At 46.1% G+C, this 4,283-nt stretch carries 7 protein-coding genes and 2 pseudogenes; all 9 read left to right on the forward strand.

The features are described 5' to 3' along the window. The coding region (locus DW677_RS17540) for a TraG/TraD/VirD4 family protein (protein WP_181968398.1) at positions 1–585 on the forward strand (585 nt) is incomplete at its 5' end. A gap of 89 nt (positions 586–674) precedes the next feature. Next, positions 675–803, forward strand: a pseudogene (locus tag DW677_RS17545) (Maff2 family protein); the annotation flags it as partial. 252 nt (positions 804–1,055) lie between these two features. Then, positions 1,056–1,568, forward strand: a complete 513-nt coding sequence (locus tag DW677_RS17550) for an RNA polymerase sigma factor (RefSeq protein WP_003533443.1) — start codon at positions 1,056–1,058, stop codon at positions 1,566–1,568. After that, positions 1,561–2,265, forward strand: coding sequence for a zf-HC2 domain-containing protein (locus DW677_RS17555; RefSeq protein WP_117567909.1), 705 nt, complete (start codon positions 1,561–1,563; stop codon positions 2,263–2,265). Before DW677_RS17550 ends, DW677_RS17555 begins: the two co-directional genes overlap by 8 nt. 116 nt (positions 2,266–2,381) lie before the next feature. Beyond that, a complete protein-coding gene (locus tag DW677_RS17560) occupies positions 2,382–2,882 on the forward strand; it encodes a sigma factor-like helix-turn-helix DNA-binding protein (RefSeq protein WP_015537034.1) in 501 nt (166 codons plus the stop codon). Beyond that, entirely contained in the window at positions 2,860–3,057 is a 198-nt protein-coding gene (locus DW677_RS17565) for a helix-turn-helix domain-containing protein (protein WP_004853580.1), read from the forward strand. Before DW677_RS17560 ends, DW677_RS17565 begins: the two co-directional genes overlap by 23 nt. Before the next feature lie 42 nt (positions 3,058–3,099). Then, the gene (locus DW677_RS17570) at positions 3,100–3,525 is read left to right on the forward strand and encodes a hypothetical protein (RefSeq protein ID WP_117567910.1); all 426 of its coding nucleotides are present in this window, start codon (positions 3,100–3,102) and stop codon (positions 3,523–3,525) included. Between the two features lie 68 nt (positions 3,526–3,593). After that, positions 3,594–3,965, forward strand: a complete 372-nt coding sequence (locus tag DW677_RS18480; RefSeq protein ID WP_181968399.1) for a hypothetical protein — start codon at positions 3,594–3,596, stop codon at positions 3,963–3,965. 92 nt (positions 3,966–4,057) lie between these two features. Next, positions 4,058–4,283 (forward strand): annotated as a pseudogene (locus tag DW677_RS17580) (mobilization protein); the annotation flags it as partial.

A 4,283-nucleotide genomic window follows, 5' to 3' on the forward strand; every position in this document is an offset into this window, starting at 1 on the left:
CAGGTGCCGGGGCTGGAAAAGATCGTGGCCGTCATCCGCTCACGGGAGATCAGCCTGACGCTCTTTTATCAGGCTATGAGCCAGTGCAAGGCGCTGTACAAAGACCATTCCGAAACCGTCATGGGCAACATGGACAGTATCGTATTCCTCGGAGGCCGGGAGGCTTCCACCCTAAAGGATATTTCGGAAAACTGGCTGGGCAAGGCCACCATCTCTATGCAGACCGAGGGCCGGAGCCGTGGACAGTCTGAAAGTTACAGCCAGAATATGCAGCGGCTTGGCCGGGAACTGATGACCACCAGCGAGATCACCACCATGCCCGGGGATAAATGTATCTTGCAGCTTCGGGGGCTCCCGCCCTTCCTGTCCCCGAAGTATGACTTGAAAAAGCACCCGAATTACAAGTACACAGCCGAATTTGATAAAAAGAAAAACGCCTTCCGCTTGGAAAGCCTGTTCCGCCACCGGCCATTGAGACTAAAGCCGGAGGACGAATACACGGTGTACGAAGTGGACGGCTCCGACACGGACGAAGAAGCTGACCTGTTGAATTTCGATGATCTGGACAGCGACGAGTTTGTGTAACTTCGGGCCATGATGACCCGAAGCGCCGCCGATGTGGGCGGCTTTTTTTGTACCCAAAACCATCAAACAAACAAAATGGAGGAACGTATATGGAATTTTTCAATCAGGCAATCGACATTCTTAAAATTCTGGTCATGGCTCTTGGCGCTGGTCTGGCGGTATGGGGCGTCATCAACCTTCTGGAAGGTTACGGGTCGGACAACCCTGCGGCAAATGCTCATGTACGGTAGAGAAGCACAAGACATGGATAGCCAGCCCTGCCGCTATTCCGAAGTCAGGGGAACGCAATAGAAAAATTCATAGCTGTATGCTATACTTAATTAGCATTTGAACATATCAAGCTGACACAGCAATCTCTTTGCTTGCTGTTAATGCGCGTCTACCAATAGTCCGCAGAAAGCAAGAGTAGCGTAAAGGTATAAAAATTTCAAACTTCTTTGTAACGAAATTCCGATTTCTCCGTCTAACCTATGAAGCTGAAGGAGGTGATGACAAGTATGGACTATGAAAAGCTCTATAAAGCCTACTATTTACAGGTATACTCGTATACTATTTCTCTTGCCAAAAATCGTGAGATAGCAGAGGAAATCACGCAGAACACATTCTATAAGGCTGTTTCTACAACATCACAATTCAAAGGTAAGTCAGATGAATTGACATGGCTCTGCTCCATAGCAAAAAATCTTTACCATGATGAAATGCGAAGCCGTCAGCGAGTAGCTGATGTGAGCGAAATCAATGACTTGCCATCAAATGAAAATGTTGAGAACTCAGTTGCAGATTCTGACATGGCGTTCCGCATACACCTCGTTCTTCACCGTTTGGAAGAACCATACAAAGAAGTATTTCAGCTTCGCGTATTCGGGGAACTATCTTTTTCACAAATTGCTGCAATTTTTGGAAAAACAGAATCATGGGCGAGAGTTACTTATCATCGTGCAAAGCTAAAAATTCAAGAAAGGATGGATGAAAAGCATGAGTAAACAATGCGATATTGTTCGAGATATTCTTCCGCTGTATGTTGACGGTGCTTGCAGCGAAGCAAGCGCAGAGATGGTAAAAGAGCATTTGAACGCCTGTGCTGACTGTAACGCAATTTATCAGAAATTGCTTTCTCACACGAGCGAAGATGTTCTTCATGAAGAAAGCGAAAGCGTTATTATGCGCCATGAGGCAAAAGAAAAGCAGAGGGGCAGAAAAAAGATAACGATTGCTGTTCTCGTTTCCATCGCTCTTTGTATCATTGCAATTTTCACAGCTCTCTTTCTGTTACCTATAAACATTGCTTATGAGCCTGTCAAAATCGACTTCCCATTTGAGGTTGAAGATGTCGAAAGCGTTGAAATGTACCACTATGACGGAGTGCCTGCATCAGCAGAAAAGAAAGTAGTTGTTGCTGAAAATGATATAAAGACCCTGTATGATAAGTTCAAGGGCTTATCCCTAAAAGACAAAACAACTGAGGAAACTGCCGGAGCAGATGTGACCAGCTTTAGATTTAACCTCTCAGATGGAACAAGCTACGATTTGATTTACGCCTGCTATGGAGTTAAAAACGGCGAATTGAAGTCAAAAGCAGGCGGTTTTAAGTATTTCACAAGTGCGGATATTGGCTCTTATTGGAACAATTTGAATACGGAACTTGAAGCAATTCCTATCAATGAGAGTGAATTGCCGTGAGCAGATAGCAAACCCAGCCGAGCCTGTCAACGGTCAAGATGAACGGCGCAAAAGCGCCGCCGTTGACAGCCCCGCCCGTCTTTGCTGTTCGGTAATCAAGAGGGCGACAGCATAAAATGCTGCCGCCCTCTGCCATTATTCAGAAAGGGGGATTTTCCATGACCGAACACGAAAAGTATCAAGAACATATCCGGCATACACACGATGCCTTTTGCAAGACCGTTATTCGCCACGCTGCCATAGACGCAGCCCGGAGCATACGTAGCCGCCGCAAGCGGGAAATCTCGCTTGAATATCTGATAGAAGAAAAACACTATCCATTCAGCACCACAGATAAATACTTTGCGGAGCAAGCTGCCATGAACAGCTATCCGCTTTTCGTCTGTGGTCAGATGGTGCTTTTGGAAAGTCCAGAGCTTGCCGCAGCGCTGTCCGCACTATCACAGATGGAACAGGAAATCATTTTCCTGTACTACTTCCAACGATTGACGCATAGGGAGATTGGACGGAGATATGGACGGGCTGGCAACACAACCGGGCGGCGTATTCAGATGATTTTACGGCAGCTACGGGCAGAGTTGGAGGGCTTGTCCTATGAACCAGCTACTTCCCTATGAAACAATCGTTAAGGCAAGCGAGGGCGACCCGGAAGCTGTTGCCGCCGTTCTATCTCATTATGCCGGATATATCCGCTCCTGTGCGAAAATGGATGGACAGATCAACACAGATATGCAGGAACATATCGTCGGGCGGCTGATAGAAAGTTTGTTGAAGTTCCGCTTTGACCGCTAAACAGAAAAGTTGTATAATTAGAGCCTGACAAATTAAACTTTAATGAGGGTAGAGCAAATGGAACAGATTATCAATTATAGAGACATACCCACAGATAAAAGGATTGACATATTAAATGCTCTTGAGCGAATAGGTTTTTTTCCTGCATACGGCGGTGTGAAAACCATGCAACAAATTATGGAAAAGTCAGTTCCGGGTTCAGGTCCACAATTCTATTTCGTTTTCCGTGAAAATGAGTTGATAGGCTACAATTTTCTCATTGGTGACACTAAGAAATATAAAGCGTTCCCATGGCTTGCTATTAGCAATATGGATGAGCAGAAGTTGACTGTTTGTGAAGAACTGATGAAAATGCAAATTGCCTTTTTTGAAGAACTCGGAATGCAAAAGATAGCAGATCATTGTGTTAGAATTATGGAAGATTACAGAAAAGGAATTGGAAAGCGAAAAGAAAGCGATTGCAGATAAATTCCATTTGAAAAACGGCTAACAATTTAATACCGCCGCTCATCACAGCGGCACATAAGCAGTAAATCTTGAAAAAGGTTTGCTGCTTTTTTTGCGCCCATTTTCAAAATCTTTGGCAAACTACACCGCCGGATTGTTGTAGGGAGCAGACAGGGAAAATAAAAAAATTTCCGCTGCGTTTGCCAAAACGCACCCTTTTCACCGTTGTAGTGGTGAACAGCGGGCAGAACACGCCGCCGCAATCGCTATATTGGTGGAGCAAGCCAGTATATCCGCAAACCAGAGCCGCCGAGGAAAGCGGCAGCTTTTTAGAGCAAGATTCTACCGCAGTACCAAAATTCGCTTATCGCTCATTTTGCCCCTGCGGGAATCTTGTTGGGGAGTGCCTTCCCCAAACCCTGCTTATGCGGCTTACGCCGCTGGAAAATCCCTCAAAATAATTTTTCGGATTTTTCAAAAACAGTTCCGCTTTACACCCTGTTTTTCTCCTATTAGTGAGAGGACACCACGCACAGCCGAAGGAGGTTTTACCATGCGAAAACGATATAACACGCCGCACCGCAGCCGGGTAGTCAAGACACGCATGACCGAGGAAGAATACGCCGAGTTTGCGGAAAGGCTTTCTGCTTACAACATGAGCCAAGCCGAGTTTATCCGGCAAGCCATAACCGGGGCAGCCATACGCCCCATCATAACCGTTTCCCCCGTCAATGACGAGTTGCTTGCCGCTGTCGGGAAGCTGACCGCCGAATACGGCA

The organism is Clostridium sp. AM25-23AC (assembly GCF_003435125.1).
In the GTDB taxonomy this organism is placed as follows: domain Bacteria; phylum Bacillota; class Clostridia; order Lachnospirales; family Lachnospiraceae; genus Pilosibacter; species Pilosibacter fragilis.